Annotated in this window: 17 protein-coding genes and 1 pseudogene; 6 read left to right on the top strand and 12 right to left on the bottom strand. The window is 73.9% G+C overall.

Going from position 1 to position 15,128, the window contains the following annotated elements; translation table 11 throughout:
- Nucleotides 1–206 (bottom strand): hypothetical protein (locus A6Q81_RS08825; protein WP_286690228.1); only part of this gene is annotated, 206 nt, incomplete at its 3' end.
- Between the two features lie 634 nt (nucleotides 207–840).
- Between A6Q81_RS08825 and A6Q81_RS08820 the strand changes: the two genes are divergently transcribed.
- Complete coding sequence (locus A6Q81_RS08820; protein ID WP_286690227.1) at nucleotides 841–1,227, top strand: universal stress protein; 387 nt, start codon at nucleotides 841–843, stop codon at nucleotides 1,225–1,227.
- Nucleotides 1,228–1,270: 43 nt separating this feature from the next.
- On the opposite strand, the gene A6Q81_RS08815 is transcribed toward A6Q81_RS08820, so the two are convergent.
- The 9 genes and pseudogenes from A6Q81_RS08815 to A6Q81_RS08780 all read right to left on the bottom strand — a co-directional run bounded on the left by A6Q81_RS08815 (nucleotide 1,271) and on the right by A6Q81_RS08780 (nucleotide 7,035).
- Nucleotides 1,271–1,726 (bottom strand): DUF2231 domain-containing protein, encoded by a 456-nt coding sequence (locus A6Q81_RS08815; protein WP_236749757.1) that lies wholly within the window; start codon nucleotides 1,724–1,726, stop codon nucleotides 1,271–1,273.
- Between the two features lie 58 nt (nucleotides 1,727–1,784).
- Entirely contained in the window at nucleotides 1,785–3,167 is a 1,383-nt protein-coding gene (locus tag A6Q81_RS08810) for a sensor histidine kinase (protein WP_286690226.1), read from the bottom strand.
- Entirely contained in the window at nucleotides 3,164–3,868 is a 705-nt protein-coding gene (locus tag A6Q81_RS08805) for a response regulator transcription factor (protein WP_286690225.1), read from the bottom strand. The genes A6Q81_RS08810 and A6Q81_RS08805 overlap by 4 nt, the downstream gene beginning before the upstream one ends.
- 50 nt (nucleotides 3,869–3,918) lie before the next feature.
- Nucleotides 3,919–4,128 (bottom strand): ferredoxin, encoded by a 210-nt coding sequence (locus A6Q81_RS08800; protein ID WP_067860404.1) that lies wholly within the window; start codon nucleotides 4,126–4,128, stop codon nucleotides 3,919–3,921.
- Complete coding sequence (locus A6Q81_RS08795) at nucleotides 4,125–4,646, bottom strand: NADH-ubiquinone oxidoreductase-F iron-sulfur binding region domain-containing protein (RefSeq protein WP_286690224.1); 522 nt, start codon at nucleotides 4,644–4,646, stop codon at nucleotides 4,125–4,127. Before A6Q81_RS08795 ends, A6Q81_RS08800 begins: the two co-directional genes overlap by 4 nt.
- Before the next feature lie 40 nt (nucleotides 4,647–4,686).
- Nucleotides 4,687–5,205: pseudogene (locus A6Q81_RS17215) on the bottom strand (hypothetical protein); the annotation flags it as partial.
- Nucleotides 5,202–5,804, bottom strand: a complete 603-nt coding sequence (locus A6Q81_RS08790; RefSeq protein ID WP_286690223.1) for a hypothetical protein — start codon at nucleotides 5,802–5,804, stop codon at nucleotides 5,202–5,204. The pseudogene A6Q81_RS17215 and the gene A6Q81_RS08790, both read right to left, overlap by 4 nt.
- Complete coding sequence (locus tag A6Q81_RS08785) at nucleotides 5,801–6,757, bottom strand: FAD:protein FMN transferase (RefSeq protein ID WP_286690222.1); 957 nt, start codon at nucleotides 6,755–6,757, stop codon at nucleotides 5,801–5,803. The genes A6Q81_RS08790 and A6Q81_RS08785 overlap by 4 nt, the downstream gene beginning before the upstream one ends.
- Nucleotides 6,754–7,035 (bottom strand): hypothetical protein, encoded by a 282-nt coding sequence (locus A6Q81_RS08780; protein ID WP_169795974.1) that lies wholly within the window; start codon nucleotides 7,033–7,035, stop codon nucleotides 6,754–6,756. Before A6Q81_RS08780 ends, A6Q81_RS08785 begins: the two co-directional genes overlap by 4 nt.
- Nucleotides 7,036–7,166: 131 nt before the next feature.
- On the opposite strand from A6Q81_RS08780, the gene A6Q81_RS08775 reads away from it, so the two are divergent.
- Both A6Q81_RS08775 and A6Q81_RS08770 read left to right on the top strand, forming a co-directional pair.
- Nucleotides 7,167–8,519 (top strand): FAD-binding oxidoreductase, encoded by a 1,353-nt coding sequence (locus tag A6Q81_RS08775; protein ID WP_286690221.1) that lies wholly within the window; start codon nucleotides 7,167–7,169, stop codon nucleotides 8,517–8,519.
- A gap of 181 nt (nucleotides 8,520–8,700) precedes the next feature.
- Nucleotides 8,701–10,125: an ATP-binding protein gene (locus A6Q81_RS08770; protein ID WP_193786272.1), complete on the top strand. Its 1,425-nt coding sequence runs from the start codon at nucleotides 8,701–8,703 to the stop codon at nucleotides 10,123–10,125.
- Nucleotides 10,126–10,165: 40 nt separating this feature from the next.
- Here the strand turns inward: A6Q81_RS08770 and A6Q81_RS08765 are convergent, their stop codons facing one another.
- A complete protein-coding gene (locus tag A6Q81_RS08765) occupies nucleotides 10,166–11,860 on the bottom strand; it encodes an acyl-CoA dehydrogenase family protein (RefSeq protein WP_286690220.1) in 1,695 nt (564 codons plus the stop codon).
- Between the two features lie 74 nt (nucleotides 11,861–11,934).
- Between A6Q81_RS08765 and A6Q81_RS08760 the strand changes: the two genes are divergently transcribed.
- The 3 genes from A6Q81_RS08760 (at nucleotide 11,935) to A6Q81_RS08750 (ending at nucleotide 14,176) form a co-directional block, all read left to right on the top strand.
- Complete coding sequence (locus A6Q81_RS08760) at nucleotides 11,935–12,669, top strand: PaaX domain-containing protein, C- domain protein (protein ID WP_286690219.1); 735 nt, start codon at nucleotides 11,935–11,937, stop codon at nucleotides 12,667–12,669.
- Between the two features lie 105 nt (nucleotides 12,670–12,774).
- Nucleotides 12,775–13,167: a tautomerase family protein gene (locus A6Q81_RS08755; RefSeq protein WP_286690218.1), complete on the top strand. Its 393-nt coding sequence runs from the start codon at nucleotides 12,775–12,777 to the stop codon at nucleotides 13,165–13,167.
- 79 nt (nucleotides 13,168–13,246) lie between these two features.
- Nucleotides 13,247–14,176 (top strand): hypothetical protein, encoded by a 930-nt coding sequence (locus A6Q81_RS08750; RefSeq protein ID WP_286690217.1) that lies wholly within the window; start codon nucleotides 13,247–13,249, stop codon nucleotides 14,174–14,176.
- Nucleotides 14,177–14,296: 120 nt separating this feature from the next.
- On the opposite strand, the gene yidC is transcribed toward A6Q81_RS08750, so the two are convergent.
- A complete protein-coding gene (yidC, locus tag A6Q81_RS08745; protein ID WP_286690216.1) occupies nucleotides 14,297–15,094 on the bottom strand; it encodes a membrane protein insertase YidC in 798 nt (265 codons plus the stop codon).
- Nucleotides 15,095–15,128 lie beyond the last annotated feature (34 nt).

Here is a 15,128-nt window from a genome sequence, read left to right as displayed (position 1 = left end):
AAATAGAGTTGCGTGGCGGGCCGCTCCTGCACGACGAGGGCGGGATTGAGCCGGAACAGGGAAGGGTCTCCCATGAAGGCAGCGTTGCCGAGGGCCATCTGTCTCGGCGTGAACGGCACGTTGAGAAAGGTTGTCCCTATGCCGGAGAGGGGCGACGTGAAGACGACGAGAGCCGCCGCGCCCAATCGAATGGAGAGGGTTTTCATCAGAAATTGAGGACGTAGGTAAAAACGTGTGCCAGCCCTTCGCCGCGGCGGCCGAGGCCGTCGCGAAGGCGCGCTGACGGGCCTGCACCACGGCCCGCTTCCGCGCCGCGGTCGTGGCCTGCGCACGAGCCCGCTGCGGGGTCGACGCCCTCACCGTCGCGGTGCCACGACCCGTGGCGCTGCGCCGCACCGTCGCCTCGCCGCGGTGCCCGTCGACGTGCGCCACGCGCGTCGCGGTCTTCACGACGGTAGCGGTCTTCGTCACGGTCACGCGGTGGCTGCGCGCGGCGTCGGCCTGCGCCACGACCAGCGTCGACGCCGCCAGGGCGACCAGGATCAGCGCGACCACCTTCGCGGTCGTGCTCGACGGACGTGCTGACGTCACCAGTCCCATGGTGTTCTCTCCCTCGGTGAAGGGATGCACGGCCGGCTGCACTGGTGCCCACCTGGCCCTTCGTGGTCTCCCCACCGCGAAGGACGGACGCTGGTCCCTATCTCCTCGGGACTTTAGTCCTTATCGAGGTCATCTGCACCCATAAAGTCCTGACTTCTTTCGGGACATCAGTCCCTGCTCACCCGGGGCGACGACGCCGTACGTGCCCGGTAGCGTGGTGCCGGGGAGAAGGAGAACCGCATGAGCACGATCGTCGTGGGCTACGTCGCGAGTCCCGAGGGTGAGGCCGCCTGGACCTGGGCCGTCGACCACGCCCGCAGCACGTCCGCCCGTCTCGTCGTCATCGCGTCCGACGCGCCGCACCCGGACGTCTCGCCCGAGACCGTCGTGGAGCAGCTCGAGTCGCGGCTCGGCGAGGCAGGCGTCGAGCACGAGGTGGTGCACTTCGTGGGCAGCGGTGGCGCCGCCGACGCCATCCTCGACCACGCCAACCGCCACGACGCGTCGCTCGTCGTCATCGGCCAGCGCCGACGCTCCCCCGTGGGCAAGCTGGTGCTGGGCTCCACCTCGCAGCGCATCCTGCTCGAGGCCGACTGCCCGGTCGTCGCCGTCAAGGCCGCGCGCTGACCTCGTCGCCGGTCCCGGCACGTACCTCTCGGACGTCGACTGCTCAGCTGCCGCCAGCCTCGCTGGTCGTGTCGCCCCACACCGCCTTCGCGCCCGAGTCGCCCACGCGGTAGACCTGCACGGCCGCCGCGACGGAGGCGATCAGGACGAGGACGGCCACGCCCCGCGCCGCCGCGGACACGACGCCCCGACGGTGCAGGACGAGCATCGCCACGAGCACCACCAGCAGGGCGATCTCGAACCAGATGAGCTGGTCGCCGAGCTCCGCGTGCCGGCCCGGGTCGCCGACCCTCTTCTCGAGCGCCTCGCCGCTCGAGGTCGCGACCGGGGTGAGCGCGGTCGCCACGACGAGCAGACCGGCCACGAGCCAGCCGTAGGTCTGGCGCCAGGCTGGGCGCAGCGCGACGACGATCGCACCGACCACCGACAGGGGCAGCAGCACGACGACCGCGTGCACGACGAGCGGGTGCAGCGGGAGGCCGTTGAACGTGTCCAGCATGGTGTTCTCCTTCGTGGGACGTCCCCGTGCGGCGAGCGCCGACGTGCGGTGGAGGGGGTCAGGGTGCGCCGAGGACGAGCCGGACCAGGGACCACGGACCGTCGCGGTCGAGCTCGAGGCGACCGCCGCTCGCCTCCGCGCACGACCGCGCGATGTCGAGGCCGAGACCGCTGGAGCCCCGGTCGCTCGTCCCGCGCCGCAAGGCCGACGGCGGCACGCCCGGCCCTTGGTCACGGACCTCGACGACGGTGTCGGTGCCGACGGACGACACGGTCACGGCCACCGGCACTCCCTCGGCCGTGTGCGCGACGGCGTTCTCGAGCAGCGCGTCCAGCGCGGCGGCGAGGTCCGCGTCGGCCAGGCGCACCTCCCACCCCGCGGCGCCGTCCGGCAGCTCGAGCACGGCGTCTCGCCGCTGGTCCTCCAGCAGCGGAGCCCAGTACGCGAACCGGTCCTGCACCACGGCGACCACGTCGGTCCGGGGCACCGCCCCCTCGCGTTGTGGTCGGCGAGCAGCCTGGATCACCGCCGTCAGGGTCCGCTCGAGGTGGTCGAGGTGGTCCTCGAGCTCACGCTTCTGCGGCGACTCCGGCAGGGCCTCGACGTCGAGCCGCACCGCGGTGACCGGGGTGCGCAGCCGGTGCGACAGGTCGGCGACGGTCTCGCGCTCGGCCACGAGCAGCTCGTCGATGCGCCCGGCCAGGCGGTTCAGCGCCGCCGACACGCTGCGCACCTCGCGCGGACCGTCCTGCGGCGCCCGGGCGTCGAGGTCGCCGTCGGCGAGTCGTTCGGCCGTCGCGGCCGCTGCCGTCAGGTGACCCGCGAGACGACGCCCCACCACCACGGCGAGCCCCGCCACCGCCGCGAGCGTGACCAGCCCGGCCAGGCCGAGCACGCCCACCTGCTCGAGCGTCTCCCTCCCCACCACGCTGCTCGGCACGAACGAGCACACCGCGACGTCGCGGCCCCGCTGCTCGGCGACCACGCGCACGAGCCGGCCGCCGTCGACCGACGCCACCTCTGCCCCGTACACGCGCCCGACCCGGGCGTCCGGCGGGCCGTAGGAGTCGCCGTCGGGGGACCGTGCGTCGTCGCGTCGCCCTGGGGGTGTGCCGGCGTCGGCGAGGGGACCGAAACGGGCGTCCGAGTCGACGCTGCAGTCGGGTCGGGTCGACCCCACGGGCGCGCCGTCGCCGGCGTCGACGGTCACCCGACCACCGTCGCGGGCGTCGATGCGCTCGACGACCGCGACGAGGTCGTCGCGGTCGCCCCGCCCCGTGCTCAGCAGGTCGGCCACGCCCTGCGCGACGGAGGCCGCCCACTGCTCCTCGTCCTGCTGCACGTTGCGCTGCACGGTCAGCGTCACCGGCACGGCGAGGAGCAGCAGCATCGCCGCGGCCGACCCGACGCCCAGCGCGAGGATGCGGGCGCGCAGGCTCACGCGACGCCGCCGGTCGCGGGGTCGGGGGCGACGAGCTTGACGCCCACCCCTCGCACGCTGTGCAGGTACCGCGGGTCGGCAGCGCTCTCGCCGAGCTTGCGACGCAGCCACGACAGGTGCACGTCGACCGTGCGGTCGGCGCCGCCCCACGGCATCTGCCAGACGTCGGCCAGCAGCTCACGCTTGCTCACCACCTCGCCGGCGCGGGTGGCGAGGGCGAGCAGCAGGTCGAACTCCTTGCGGTTCAGCGCGACGGCGCGGCCGTCGAGGGCGACCTCTCGTGAGACAGGGTCGACGACCAGTCCGCCCACCCTGACGGTGCGGTCGGCCGCACCGGCCGGCGCGGTGCGGCGCAGCACCGCTCGGACGCGCGCCATGGCCTGCGCGGCGGAGAACGGCTTGACGAGGTAGTCGTCGGCGCCGGCGTCGAGGAGCCGCACGATCTCCCGCTCGTCGTCACGGGCCGTGGCCACGACCACCGGCACGTCGCTGGAGGAGCGCACCAGGGCGAGCACGTCGGCGCCGTCGAGGTCCGGCAGCCCGAGGTCGAGCATGATCACGTCGGGCTGCTCGGCACCGACGCTGCGGATGGCCTCGACGGCCGTCCCGACGGCGGTGACGACGGCACCGTGGTCGGTCAGCCCGCGGGTGAGGGTCGTGCGGATGGCGAGGTCGTCCTCGACCACCAGGATCCGGACCATGGGGTCACCGTAGTGCTCGGTGACGCCGACCGGGGCCGACTCGCGCACGCTCACGACCGGCCCGACCGGTCCAGTGCGGGCAGGACCCGCAGGGCGAGCGCGGGGCACGCCTGCGCCAGCTGGCGGGCCTGCCGCTCGGTGAGGTCGTCGCCGACGACGGGGAAGCCCCACTCGTCGAGGGTCACCTGCTCGGGCAGGAGCGCGGCGCACAGTCCGTGGCCGTCGCAGCGGGTCCAGTCGACCAGGACGCGTGGGCTCATCGCTCGGCACCCGTCGGGAGCACGCCGAGCGTCGGACGTCCGCACCCGCGACCCGTCGCGTGGACGGCGACGTCGTCGGCGAACGCGGTCAGCGCGCTGGCCAGGAAGCCGACGGCGCCGTCGGGGTGGGCGCACGCTCCGCGACCGCGCACCAGGCCGAGCCGTCGGGACAGGCGCGAGAGGTCGACGGGCGCGTTCGCCGCCAGCCCCTCGACGTCGGAGGCGAGGGAGTCGAGCCCGAACACGCAGGGTCCGCACTGCCCGGCCGACTCCCCGGCGAGCCAGCGCGCCACCCGCGCGACCTCCCCCACGGGGCAGGTGGCGCCGGGCAGCACGGCGACGACGCCCGCACCCCACGTCGCACCTCGCGCGCGGAGGGCGGCGCGGTCCACGAGCAGGTCGCCGGCCTTGGTCCAGCGGCCGTGGTACCCACCGAGGAGGACGGTCCGGTCCGCTCCGCCGACGAGGTCGGCGACCCGTCGGCCGTGCGGCACCTCGACCACGCCCGGGTGCGGCACGTCGCCCAGCAGCGTCGCGAGCGTGCTCCCCGGCTCCCGAGAGCCGGTTGACGAGCGACCGCGCCTCGCCGCCGACGAACGTCCCTGCTGCGTCGACGACCCGCACGTGGTGCGCGTCGGTGCGCTCCACGAGCGCGGCACGCAGGGCCGCAGCAGCCTGCGGGTCGTGGACGGCGACCACGGCGTGCGTCGTGCGCAGGGCTTCCGCCACGACGACGACGCCGTCGAGCACGAGGTGCGGGACGCGGCGCATGAGCACCCGGTCTTTCCAGCTCGCCGGCTCGCCCTCGCTGCCGTTCACCACCACCCGCACGTCGGACCCGGGCGCGACTCCGGCCAGCTTGGTCGCGACCGGGAAGGCTGCACCGCCACGGCCCAGCAGCCGCACCGACGCCACGTCGGCGGCGAGCGTGCGCGCTGCGTCCGCCCGGAGCGCGCCATGCAGGAGCTCGTGCTCGACGAGGGGCACGTGGCCGGTGTCGCGCGCGCCGGAGAGCAGGGCGTCCGCTCCCCAGGTGAGGACGGCCGGGGGACCGCTGGGACAGGTCAGGACGGTCATCGGGATCCTCCTCGGACGAGCACACGGTGGGGTGGGACGGAGTCGGTGAGGACGGTCGTCCGACGGGGACGGGCGAGGATGCGCAGCGCCGCGACTCCGGCCACCGCCAGCGCGCAGCCGACGTAGACGACCGTCGCCCAGGCACGACCGGTGTCGGTGCCGGCGAGGACGCCGTGCCCCATGCTCAGCAGCCAGCCGACGTAGGCGGAGCCGTGCACGGTGCGCCAGACGAGGGGCGAGACCCGCGAGCCGGCGAGCCGTCCGCGCGACAGTCCGCTCAGCGCGGCGGCCACGAAGGCCCACACCGCGAGGGCGCCGAGCCCGACCGCGAGCGGCGCGAACCCCGAGGTGAAGGGCACGACCACGGAGGTGAGCGGCACGTCGACGTGGGTGTCGAGCGCGAGCAGCCCGACGTGCAGGACCAGCGCCGCCAGCGCCGTGAGCGCGACCGAGCGGTGCGCGAGCTGGCGGACGGCGCGCTGCTCGTGGGCGCCGCTGCCGCGACCCGTCGACGACGCGAGCGCACCGAGGCAGACGGACGCCGTGAACCCGAGGAGGGCCACCATGCCGAGAGCACGAGCCAGGAACCAGAGGGTCATGCCGCCACCTCCGTCTCGGGCGGCCAGCCGCCGACGTGCTCGACGGCACCGGCGACGGTGACCACGCGTGCGGCCACGTCGTCACGCTGCAGCCAGGGCAGGGCCTCCGGGCCGCGGACCACCGCGGCCGTGCTGAGCGTGTTCGCCAGCACCGCGCTCGGAGCCCACACGGCGACCGTGCGCCAGGAGCTGTCGGCGGGTCGGCCCGTACGGGGGTCCAGCAGGTGGTGGGCCGGGACGCCGTCCGTGGTGGTCCAGCGACGCTCCCGGGTCGACGACGTCGCGAGCCCGCCGCGGGTCACGGCGACCCGGGTCCCCGCCCCGCCGCGTCGTTCGGCGACGTCGACCTGCCAGGGTCGGGACGGTCGGCCCGCGAGCGCGAGGTCGCCGCCGATCTCGACGAGGACGGCGTGGCCGTCGAGCGCGTGCACCCGGCGCGCCGCCTCGTCGGCCGTCCACGCCTTCGCCACGGCACCGAGGTCGAGCCCGACGCCCGCCGGGACCCCCACCAGCCGCAGCTCGGGGTCGACGCGGACGCTGCGCCAGTCACGTCGGAGCGGCCAGCTCGGTCGGTGGAGCGCCTCCAGCTGGCCGAGGCCGGTCCGCGTCCCGGCCGCGCGACCTCGGGGCGCGGCCCGCACCACGTCGAGGTCGGCGTCGTAGCCGAGTGCTGCCAGGTCGGCGCCGAGCGTCGGGTCCACGGCACCGTCGGTCGCGCGCGCGGCCTGCAGGGCCACCTGGACCAGCTCGACGGTCAGCGCCGACGCCGGCACCAGACGGCCGCCGTGCCGAGCGACCCGCACCAGCTCGGCATCGTCGCGGAACCGGCTCACGGCGGCGTCGACGTCGGCCATCAGGTCGCGGACGACGCGCTCGGCGCGGTCGGGCGAGCCGCCCTCCACGGTCACGGACACGGTGCACGACCAGGCGTCCCACCGACGCACGGCGCTCATGACGCGTTGCTCGACGCGTCGCCCTGGCCGCTGGAGCTGCCCTGCTGCAGGCCGCTCCCGCCCTGGTCCGAGCTGCTCCCCTGGTCCGAGGTGCTGCCCTGGCTCGAGTCCTGGGGCGACGTGCTCCCCGACGTGCCCGACGTCGTGCTCTGCTCGACGCTCGCGGCGGTCGAGCTGGTCTGGGCGACGACGGCCGCGAAGCCGCCGGTCGCCACCACACCCAGCACGCCGGCGCCGACCGCCATGCGGCGGGCCCTGGTCCTCACGTCGGTCCTCATGCCGTCCTCCTCGTCGGTGCCGCTCCTGCGGCGGCACCACGAGCATCGGGCGGGACGGGTCAGCCCCAACCCAACCGGACCTCAAATCCACGTCAAGAACGGCGAGGCGTCGCTCGTGGCACGATCGACGGGTGAGCCTCGACGACCTGCCCGCGGCGATCGTGCAGACCGACCCTGACGTCGTGGCCGGGTTCGCGCACGACGAGGCGCGACTGGTGGAGCGCTCGACGCCTGCCGCGGTGCTGTCGCCGCGCGACACCGACGAGGTCGCCGCCTGCCTGCGGGCCGCGCGGGCGGCCGGGCTCACGGTCGTCACCCGCGGCGCCGGCACGGGGCTGGCCGGCGGCGCGAACGCTCCGGCGGGCTCCGTCGTGCTGAGCACCCGACGGCTCGACCGCATCGTCGCGATCGACGTCGAGGAACGGGTCGCCGTCGTGCAGCCCGGCGTGCTGACCGGCGACCTGCGCGCGGCGGTCGAGGAGGTCGGGCTGTTCTACCCGCCCGACCCCGGCAGCGTCGCCATCTCGACCATCGGCGGCAACGTCGCGACCGACGCCGGCGGCATGTGCTGCGTGAAGTACGGGGTGACGGGCGACTACGTGCTGGGTCTCGAGGTCGTCCTGGCCGACGGTCGGGTCCTGCGGACCGGACGCCGCACGGTCAAGGGCGTGGCCGGCTACGACCTGACCCACCTGCTCGTGGGCTCCGAGGGGACGCTCGGGGTGATCACCGAGGTCACGCTCCGGTTGCAGCCCTTCCCACCGGCGCCCGCCACCGTCGTCGCGACGTTCGCCTCGCTGCCCGACGCGGGTCGCGCGGTGGAACGGATGACCGCCGACGCGCTCGACGTGTCGCTGCTGGAGCTGCTCGACGCGACCACGCTCCGGGCGATCGACGCGCACACCGGCATGGGGCTCGACGCCGCCGCGATGCTGCTCGTCCAGTCTGACCAGCCCGACCCCACGGCGACGCTCGCAGCCGTGCAGCGGGCGTGCGAGGGAGCGGGAGCGGTCGACGTCGCGGTCACGACCGACGTCGAGGAGGGACGGCAGCTGCTCGAGGCCCGACGTCAGGCGCTGCCCGCCCTGGAGCGGCTCGGCGACTGGCTGCTCGACGACGTGTGCGTCCCGCGGCGCGCGATCGTGGCGCTCGTGCAGGGCGTCGATCAGGTGGCCCGCGCCGAGGGGCTGACGATCGGGGTGTTCGGCCACGCCGGCGACGGCAACATGCACCCGACGGTGATCTTCGACCAGCAGGACCCGGAGTCCGAGGCGGCCGCCCGGCGCGCGTTCGACGCGATCACGGCGCTCGCCCTCGACCTCGGCGGCACGGTGACGGGCGAGCACGGCGTCGGCCGGCTCAAGGCCGGCTGGCTGGCGCGCGAGCTCGACCCCGTCGCCCTCGACGTCCACCGCGCCGTCAAGGCCGCTCTCGACCCGGAGGGTCGGCTCAACCCCGGGAGCGTCCTCGGTGCGAGGCGCTGAGGACACCTGGACGTCTCTGTGGAGGAACGGGCGGGTCGCCCACCGGCCGAGCCGGTGTCGCGCAGGACGGGACAGCCCACGAGCGGATCGCCGATCGCTGGCGACCAAAGAGTACAGTCCAGGAGACTATCACTCATGATAGTCTCCTCGGTGAATCACTTCCCGACCAGAGGCGCGGCACATGTTCGTGGGACGAGAGCAGCAACTGCGGGAGCTCACCGACCGCCTCACGTCGGTGCGCGAGTCGACGGACGCGAAGCCCGGCAAGGCCGTCCTCATCCGAGGACGGCGTCGCGTGGGCAAGTCCCGTCTCGTCGAGGAGTTCGTCGAGCGATCCGGGGTGCCCTACCTCTTCTACGCTGCTTCGCGACGCCCCCTGCACGAGGAGCTCCAGCTCTTCGTCGACGAGGTCGCCCGCTCCAACCTCCCCGGCGCGGACACCTTCCGCGACCTCACCGTGACAAGCTGGGACGCAGCGCTTCGACTGCTCGCCAGCGCGACGTCTGACACCGGCAGCATCGTCGTCCTCGACGAGCTCCCCTACGTCATCGCTCAGGACCCTGCGTTCGAAGGCACGCTCCAGACCGTCTTCGACAGGATCCTGTCCAGGCACCGACTGCTCCTCATCGGCATCGGTTCCGACCTGGCCATGATGGAGGCGCTCAGCAGCTACGACCGGCCCTTCCACCAACGTGCCGACGAGATGGTCGTGCCTGCGCTCTCGCCGGCCGAGGTCGCCCGCATGCTCCAGCTCGAGCCCGCCGACGCGTTCGACGCGCACCTCGTCACCGGTGGGCTTCCACTGATCTGCGCCGAGTGGAAGCCCGGCCAGTCCTTGACCGACTACCTGAGAAGCGCGTTCGCCAACCCCACCTCCGCCCTCCTGGTCTCCGCCGAACGCGCCCTCGCGGCCGAGTTCCCCTCCGAGGCCCAGGCACGAACCGTCCTCGGGGCCATCGGCAGCGGCGAGCGTACGTTCACCTCCATCGGGCGAGCGAGCGGCGTCACCGCCGCCAGCCTGAGCCGGGCACTTTCGCTCCTGACGGACAAGCGCATCGTGCATCGGGCCACGCCCCTGTCGACGAAGGCCTCGCAGGAAGCGCGCTACTGGGTCGCCGACCCCTACCTGAGGTTCTGGTTGGAGTTCGTCGGGCCGTACATCCACGAGGTCGAGCGCGGACGTGGCGACCGCACCCTGGAGCGGGTCCAGAGGTCCTGGACGACGTGGCGCGGTCGCGCCATCGAGCCGATCGTCCGTGAAGCGATCGATCGGCTCGGCCTCCCGCTCGGACCCGACGGGTCCGCCGGGGTCGTGGGCGGCTACTGGACCCGCAAGAACGATCCCGAGATCGACATCGTCGTCGCGGACCGGGCACCCACGGCGAAGGCCCTCTTCGCGGTGGGATCCATCAAGTGGCTCGAGAACGCACCCTTCAGCCGCCGGGACTACGACCGCCTCGTCGAGCATCGACGCCAGCTCCCGGGGGCGACTGACGAGACCCCGTTGCTCGCCGTCTCGCGGGTACCGACGCAGATCGACGACGTCACCGTCCTCGGCCCCGCCGAGCTCATCGCCGCGTGGCCGTCCGGCGATCCAGGCGTCTGACCGGACGCGCTCGACCAGCGCGTCCCCGGCCCGGCCGCCGTCAGGTCGCGAGACCAGGCAGGGCCCGCTCGAGGATCGCGCCGGCGTCGACGTCGGCGTCGAGCGTGCCGAACGCCAGCCCGCCGCGCCCGTCGAGCCGGCTCGAGCAGAACGCGTCGGCCACGGCGGGCGAGGAGTGCCGCACCAGCAGCGACGCCTGCAGCGTCAGGGCCATCTGCTCGACGAGTCGGCGCGCCCGGAACTCGATGCTGCCGAGGTCGCGCGCGGCGGCGGCGAGGTCGGCGCCCAGCCTGTCGGCCGCGGCGTCGAGGCGGGCGTCGCCACCGCGGGCGAGACCGATCTCGTGCAGCAGGGCGTCGGCCACGGCCGGCTCGCGACCGAGGGCCCGCAGGACGTCGAGCGCGTTGACGTTGCCCGAGCCCTCCCAGATCGAGTTGAGCGGAGCCTCGCGGTAGAGCCGCGGCATGCCGGACTCCTCGACGTACCCGTTGCCGCCCAGGCACTCCATGGCCTCCGCCGTGAAGGCGGGGCCCCGCTTGGTGATCCAGTACTTCCCGACCGCCGTGCCGATGCGCCGGAACGCCTGCTCGTGCTCGTCGCCGCGCAGCGCGCGGTCGGCGGCACCCGAGAGCCGCAGGGTGAACGCCGTCGCGGCCTCCGACTCGAGCGCGAGGTCGGCAAGCACGTTGCGCATGAGCGGCTGGTCGACCAGCCGGCGGCCGAACGCCGCGCGGTGCTGCACGTGGTGGCCGGCCTCGACGAGCGCCTTGCGCATGAGAGTCGCGCTGCCCGTCGCGCAGTCCAGCCGGGTGCAGCTGACCATGTCGATGATGGTGCGCACGCCGCGGCCCTCCTCCCCCACGAGCCAGGCGACGGCGCCGTCGAGCTCGGGCTCGGACGAGGCGTTGGAGCGGTTGCCGAGCTTGTCCTTGAGCCGCACGACGTGGAAGCGGTTGCGCGACCCGTCGGGCAGGATCCGCGGGACGAGGAAGCACGACAGGCCGCCCGGCGACTGCGCGAGCACGAGGAACACGTCGCACATGGGCGCCGACGTGAACCACTTGGCACCGTGCAGCGTGAAGACGCCGGGCTCCTCGGTCGGCTGCGCGACGGTGGTGTTGGTGCGCACGTCGGAGCCGCCCTGGCGCTCCGTCATGCCCATGCCCGCGAGCAGTCCCTGCTTCTGGGTGGGCACGCGCAGACCGGGCTCGTACACGCGCGACGTCAGGAGCGGCTCGTACACCTCGGCCAGCGCCGGGGCGTGCCGCAGCGCGGGCACGACGGCGTAGGTCATCGTGACCGGGCACCCGTGGCCGGCCTCGGTGTGGCCCCACACGAGACTGCCCGCCGTGCGCGCGACGTGGGCGCCCGCACGCTCGTCCGCCCAGGCGGCACCGCCGAGCCCCTCGGAGATCGCGGTGTCCATGAGCTGGTGCCAGGCGGGGTGGAACTCGACCTCGTCGACCCGGTTGCCGTAGCGGTCGACCACGCGCAGCTCCGGCTCGAAGCGGTTGGCGTCCTCGGCCCAGCGCTGCGCCTCCGGGCTGCCCGCCAGGCGGCCGAGTCGGCGCACGTCGTCCTCCGCCCAGCCGGCACCCTCCCGGTGCAGTGCCTCGACGAGCGCGACGTCGGCCGAGGCGTCGTAGGGCGCGAGCGGCGGCGCCTGGTTGGCGTCGGCACCGGTGACCGTGCCGGGGCGGACGTCGCTGACGGGGCGGGGCGGGGTGAGCGTCATGGTCCAAGCATTGCATCATCGTGACAGTTGTCAAGGATCTGCAAGGCCGATCTGCAAGGATGGAGACTGTGCGCATGGACGTCCGCCCCCTCAGCGCCCGGTCGATCGTGCTGAGCCTCATGCTCGCGGTGCACCCGCCGGAGATGACGCCGGCGCAGCTCGTGGCCTCCGGCGAGGTCTTCGACGTCCCCGAGTCGACCCTCCGCGCCGCCCTGACCCGCCTCGTCGCCGCGGGCGACCTCGAGCGCTCGGGCGGCACCTACCGCATCGGCGCCCGGCTGCAGGAACGCCAACGGCGGCAGGACGCCGCCCTGGACCCGCCGTACCGGCCGTGGGACGGCACGTGGGAGACCGCGGTCGTGGTCGCCGCCGGCCGGTCGGCGCCGGACCGCGCCGCGCTGCGCCAGGAGATGGAGCGGCTGCGGCTCGCCGAGCTGCGCGAGGGCGTCTGGACCCGGCCCGCGAACCTCGACCGTCCGCTCCCCACGTGGCCCGACGACCTCGTCGTGGTGGCGAGCTCGCGTCCGATGGACGAGCGAGGGCTCACCGCGCGCCTGTGGGACCTGCCCGGCTGGACGGACACCGGCGCCCGACTGCTCACGGCCCTCGACGAGCCACGACCGCCCGTGGAGCGTCTCGCCGTGGCCGCCGCGCTCGTCCGCCACCTGCGGACCGACCCGGCCCTGTCGCCCGAGCTGCGACCGTCGGGCTGGAACGCGCCGCGGCTGGTCGAGGCGTACGCCGCGTACCAGACCGAGCTGGCGGCGTCCCTCGGTCGCCCGAGCCCCGTCCGCGACACGGCGCGCTGACCGCTCGTGCGGGGGCAGGGTGCCGGACCTCACCCCCGCTCGGGTCGCGCGTCGCCGCGGGCGTGCCGACGATGAGGTGACCGCGTCCCGACGTCAGGAGTCCCCGTGCCGCTCGTCCACCTGCACCTCCTCGAGGGTCGACGCACGCCCGAGGAGGTCCGCCGCCTGGCCGACGTCGTCCAGCAGACCCTCCTCGACGTGTTCGCCGCTCCCGAGCGCGACCGCTACCAGCTGATCTCCGAGCACAAGCCGGGCCACGTGATCGCCGAGGACACCGGGCTCGGCATCAAGCGCACGGACGACCTCGTGATCCTGCAGATCACCCAGCAGGGCCGCAACCTCGACCAGAAGCGCGCTCTCTACGCGACCCTCGCCGAGCGGCTCGAGGCCGAGTGCGGCCTCGCCCCGTCCGACCTGATCGTCTCGCTGACGGAGAACACCAAGGAGGACTGGTCGTTCGGGAACGGCGTCGCCCAGTTCGTCGAGGGGCAGCTGTAGGCCGGAGTCGGCGCGGGTCCGTCCGCGTCGGGTCCGGCACTGCCATGCTGGCCGCGCACCCGACACGAAGGACGGCACCATGGGGATCTTCTCGAGGCGCACCGCGGACCGGCCCGAGCCGATGGACGAGGCGCTGACGTTCCTCACCGTCTCGGACGCCGACCGCGTCCGCACGCTCCTGCACCACGCGTTCGGCGAGCACGGGCTCGAGGTGACCACCCACGCCGATCATGCGGTCGACGCCGAAGGTCGTCAGTTCGGGTTCTGGAACGTCGCGGCCACGTGCGCCGACGTCGACCGTCGGGACTGGCCGGCCGTGGTGCGGGACCACGTGCGGCACCTTCTCGAGAGCTTCGACGGGGAGGACCCCTTCGAGGGCGCAGACCCCGACGACCAGCGGCGTCGCACCTACGTGCGGCTCCTGCCCGCCGACACCCTCCCCGACCTCGACGGGTTCCCGCACCGCGAGCTCGCCCCCGGCATCATCGAGGCCCTCGCTCTCGACCTGCCGGACAGCTTGTCGATCTACAACCACGAGAACGCACGGGCTGCTGGCGGATGGGAGCTGCTGCACCGGGCCGGTCTCGAGAACCTCCGGGCCCTCCCGACGGAGCAGGTGGAGCTGGTCGACGCGCACGACGGCGGCGCCTTCCACGTGCTGCTCGGCGACTCGGTCCACACCGCGAGCCGCGCGCTGCTGCTCCCCGAGCTGCCCGCCGGGGTCGACGACGCCGCGCCGAGCGACCTCGGCTGGCTGATGAGCGTCCCGCACCGTCACCAGCTCTGCTGGCACGTGGTGCGCGACGCGACGGTGGTCTCGGTGGTGAACAGCATGGCGCGCTTCACCGCGCTCGGGTACTCCGACGGCGTCGGCCAGGTCAGCCCCCACCTGTACTGGTGGAACGGGTCGGCCTACGTGCAGCTCACCCGCTTCGACGACGAGGGAACGATGTCCATCCACGTCGACGGCGACTTCGCCGACGTCCTGCAGCGTGCGATGGGCGACTGACAGGCCAGGGAGCCACCGGCCGCCGTCGCACGACAGGTCGAGGCGGCGGACCCTCTCGTCGCTGCCGATGCAGACGCGGCAGACGTCGCAGGCCGAGCGGCGAGCGACAGCGCGGCGTCGTCAGTCCGTGGCCGCCTCGCGTCGCCGCGCCGCCCGACTGCCGGGCGTCGGGAACCACCGCCAGACCACGAAGGACTGGCCGAGCGTCCACACCTGGCTGGCGACCCAGTAGACGAGCAGGCCGACGGGCACGAACGTCCCGGTGAGCAGGAGCCCTCCGGCCGAGAGCGTCGGCATCATGCGGGTGGCCTGCTGCATCGCCTCGGGCATCCCCTCGGTCGGGGTGTTCGGCATGACGAACAGGTGCTGGGTCGCGAAGGAGACCAGCGCGGCCACGGCTGCGAGCGTGAGGACGACGGCCAGGTGGAGCCCTCCGTGGCCGAGCATGCCGCTGTCGGCCAGACCGGTGCCGAACAGCTGGGCGCGGTCGAAGAGCGCCACCTGCTCGGCGTCCATCGACCCGACCGGCGAGCCGGCCGCGACGTCGGAGAGCAGGTGGTAGAGCGCGATCCACAGCGGCACCTGCAGCAGCACGGGCAGGCACCCGAGCCGCGAGACGCCGTGCTCGGCCGACACGGCGCGACGCTCCTCCATCATGGCGCGCACGCTCTCGGTGTCGGTGCGGCCCTTGTACCGCTGGGCGATCTCCTGCAGCTGTGGTCGGGCGAGCGCGGACCGGCGCGCGTTGCGGACCTGGTGGATCGTGATCGGCAGCAGCAGGGAGCGCACCACCACGACGATCGCGGCGATGCTCAGGCACCAGCCGACGGCACCACCGGGGTCGGCCCCGAGGTGCGTGAGGAGGGCGTGGGTGTGGGACAGCAGGGCGGACAGGACGTGCTTCAACGGGTCGAGCATGGGAGTTCTCCTGGTCTGAGGATCGGATCGGGCA

This window comes from Aeromicrobium sp. REDSEA-S38_B2 (genome assembly GCF_001628525.1).
Taxonomy (GTDB): domain Bacteria; phylum Actinomycetota; class Actinomycetes; order Propionibacteriales; family Nocardioidaceae; genus Aeromicrobium; species Aeromicrobium erythreum.
This window is presented reverse-complemented; position numbering and strand designations above follow the sequence as displayed.

What these genes read in the sequence shown, in the direction of transcription:
- A6Q81_RS08820 (WP_286690227.1), top strand. Translation starts at nt 841, where the DNA reads ATGAGCACGATCGTCGTGGGCTACGTCGCGAGTCCCGAGGGTGAGGCC.
- A6Q81_RS08815 (WP_236749757.1), bottom strand. Translation starts at nt 1,726, where the DNA reads ATGCTGGACACGTTCAACGGCCTCCCGCTGCACCCGCTCGTCGTGCAC.
- A6Q81_RS08805 (WP_286690225.1), bottom strand. Translation starts at nt 3,868, where the DNA reads ATGGTCCGGATCCTGGTGGTCGAGGACGACCTCGCCATCCGCACGACC.
- A6Q81_RS08800 (WP_067860404.1), bottom strand. Translation starts at nt 4,128, where the DNA reads ATGAGCCCACGCGTCCTGGTCGACTGGACCCGCTGCGACGGCCACGGA.
- A6Q81_RS08790 (WP_286690223.1), bottom strand. Translation starts at nt 5,804, where the DNA reads ATGACCCTCTGGTTCCTGGCTCGTGCTCTCGGCATGGTGGCCCTCCTC.
- A6Q81_RS08785 (WP_286690222.1), bottom strand. Translation starts at nt 6,757, where the DNA reads ATGAGCGCCGTGCGTCGGTGGGACGCCTGGTCGTGCACCGTGTCCGTG.
- A6Q81_RS08780 (WP_169795974.1), bottom strand. Translation starts at nt 7,035, where the DNA reads ATGAGGACCGACGTGAGGACCAGGGCCCGCCGCATGGCGGTCGGCGCC.
- A6Q81_RS08770 (WP_193786272.1), top strand. Translation starts at nt 8,701, where the DNA reads ATGTTCGTGGGACGAGAGCAGCAACTGCGGGAGCTCACCGACCGCCTC.
- A6Q81_RS08765 (WP_286690220.1), bottom strand. Translation starts at nt 11,860, where the DNA reads ATGACGCTCACCCCGCCCCGCCCCGTCAGCGACGTCCGCCCCGGCACG.
- A6Q81_RS08760 (WP_286690219.1), top strand. Translation starts at nt 11,935, where the DNA reads ATGGACGTCCGCCCCCTCAGCGCCCGGTCGATCGTGCTGAGCCTCATG.
- A6Q81_RS08750 (WP_286690217.1), top strand. Translation starts at nt 13,247, where the DNA reads ATGGGGATCTTCTCGAGGCGCACCGCGGACCGGCCCGAGCCGATGGAC.
- yidC (WP_286690216.1), bottom strand. Translation starts at nt 15,094, where the DNA reads ATGCTCGACCCGTTGAAGCACGTCCTGTCCGCCCTGCTGTCCCACACC.